The organism is Mesorhizobium sp. M1027 (assembly GCF_040318745.1).
GTDB lineage: Bacteria > Pseudomonadota > Alphaproteobacteria > Rhizobiales > Rhizobiaceae > Mesorhizobium.
Genome location: NZ_JAMYMW010000031.1, coordinates 1 through 1,052, shown reverse-complemented (window position 1 = coordinate 1,052; position 1,052 = coordinate 1). Strand labels below are relative to the sequence as shown.

At 61.7% G+C, this 1,052-nt stretch carries 1 protein-coding gene; it reads left to right on the top strand.

The window, feature by feature from the left end:
- The first annotated feature begins 93 nt into the window (after positions 1-93).
- Positions 94-1,042, top strand: a protein-coding gene (locus tag NKH50_RS28920; RefSeq protein WP_352650035.1) for an IS630 family transposase whose coding sequence is annotated in 2 segments (ribosomal slippage) — positions 94-429 and positions 431-1,042 — 948 coding nt in all. Because the reading frame shifts where the segments join, the coding sequence is not laid out codon by codon here.
- Positions 1,043-1,052: the final 10 nt, after the last annotated feature.

The following is a 1,052-nucleotide window of genomic DNA, read 5'->3' as shown; positions in this document are numbered from 1 at the left end:
TAGAGCGGTTCCTGATTTGACGGAATCGAAGGGGATTCCCGATCAGTCGGTTCTGTGATTCAAGATGCTGGCTGGAGTGGAGGCCAGCATCGGATGACGCGACCGCTTTCGGATGATCTTCGCGAACGTGTTGTAGCGGCGGTTTTGGGTGGCGAGAGCCGCCGGTCGGCCGCGAAACGGTTCGGCATTTCGGTTTCGGCGGCGGTGAAGTTGTTGCAGCGCCATCGGGCGACTGGCTCGGTTGCGCCTGGCAAGATGGGCGGACATCGCAAGAGGGTGCTGGAGCCGCACCGTGCCTTCATCGAGGCGCGTCTGCGTGAGACACCGCATCTGACGCTGCACGGTCTGAAGGATGAGTTGGCCGCACGCGGGGTCAAGGTCTCGCACAACGCGGTCTGGATGTTCTTGAGGCGCGAGGGCCTGAGCTTCAAAAAAAACGCTGTTCGCCCTTGAGCAGGCGCGCGCCGATATTGCCCGCAGGCGTCAGCGATGGCGCTCTTGGCAGGCCGGCCTCGATCCGCAGCATCTGGTCTTCATCGATGAGACCTGGATCAAGACCAACATGGCTCCGCTGCGCGGTTGGGGGCCGAAGGGCAAGCGGCTGCGCGGCTTGGCCCCGCACGGCCACTGGCGCACGCTGACCTTCCTCGGCGCGCTACGCTGCGATAGGCTCGCGGCACCTTGCGTCTTCGACGGCCCGATCAACGGCCAATGCTTCCGCGCCTATGTCGAGCAACAGCTCATCACCGTGCTGAAGCCCGGCGATATCGTCATCATGGATAATCTGGGAAGCCATAAGTCGGCCGCCATCAGACAGATGATCAAGGCCGCCGGCGCCAGGCTTTGGTATTTGCCGCCCTACTCTCCCGACCTCAACCCGATCGAGCAGGCCTTTGCCAAGATCAAACACTGGATGCGCCAAGCGCAGAAGCGTACCGCCGAGGACACTTGGCGCCACATCGGCCACCTTGTTGAAACGATCGAGGCAACCGAATGCAACAACTACTTCGCAAACGCCGGCTACGCTTCCGTCAAAACGTGAAAGACTCTAG